Source organism: Rhodococcus sp. IEGM 1370, assembly GCF_033142325.1.
Taxonomy (GTDB): Bacteria; Actinomycetota; Actinomycetes; order Mycobacteriales; family Mycobacteriaceae; genus Rhodococcoides.
This window is the reverse complement of the sequence record NZ_JAWLRY010000070.1, coordinates 1-1,071: the sequence shown is the minus strand read 5'-3', so window position 1 is coordinate 1,071 and position 1,071 is coordinate 1. Positions and strand designations below refer to the sequence as shown.

Genomic DNA, 1,071 nt, shown 5'->3' with positions numbered 1-1,071 from the left:
CGTGTGTTGTTTCAGATATTGCACAGTGGACGCGTAGCTTCTTTGTGGTAAGTCCTCGGCCTATTAGTACCAGTCACCTGCATCGGTTACCCGACTTCCAGTTCTGGCCTATCAACCCGGTGGTCTGCCGGGGGCCTTACCCCCTCGAGGGGGTGAGAAACCTCATCTTGGAACAGGCTTCCCGCTTAGATGCTTTCAGCGGTTATCCCTTCCGAACGTAGCCAACCAGCGGTGCTCCTGGTGGAACAACTGGCACACCAGAGGTTCGTCCGTCCCGGTCCTCTCGTACTAGGGACAGCCTTCCTCAAGTTTCTTACGCGCGCGGCGGATAGAGACCGAACTGTCTCACGACGTTCTAAACCCAGCTCGCGTGCCGCTTTAATGGGCGAACAGCCCAACCCTTGGGACCTACTCCAGCCCCAGGATGCGACGAGCCGACATCGAGGTGCCAAACCATCCCGTCGATATGGACTCTTGGGGAAGATCAGCCTGTTATCCCCGGGGTACCTTTTATCCGTTGAGCGACACCGCTTCCACTTGCCGGTGCCGGATCACTAGTCCCGACTTTCGTCCCTGCTCGACTTGTCAGTCTCACAGTCAAGCTCCCTTGTGCACTTGCACTCGACACCTGATTGCCAACCAGGCTGAGGGAACCTTTGGGCGCCTCCGTTACATTTTAGGAGGCAACCGCCCCAGTTAAACTACCCACCAGGCACTGTCCCTGAACCAGATCATGGTCCGAGGTTGAGGTATCCAATACGATCAGAGTGGTATTTCAACAACGACTCCACAGTAACTGGCGTCACCGCTTCACAGTCTCCCACCTATCCTACACAAACCGAACCGAACACCAATACCAAGCTGTAGTGAAGGTCCCGGGGTCTTTTCGTCCTGCCGCGCGTAACGAGCATCTTTACTCGTAATGCAATTTCGCCGAGTCTATGGTTGAGACAGCTGAGAAGTCGTTACGCCATTCGTGCAGGTCGGAACTTACCCGACAAGGAATTTCGCTACCTTAGGATGGTTATAGTTACCACCGCCGTTTACTGGGGCTTAAATTCTCAGCTTCGC

Annotated in this window: 1 rRNA gene; it reads right to left on the bottom strand. The window is 55.0% G+C overall.

The features are described 5' to 3' along the window. Positions 1-43: 43 nt before the first annotated feature. Positions 44-1,071, bottom strand: a 23S ribosomal RNA gene (locus R4P47_RS25030); the annotation flags it as partial.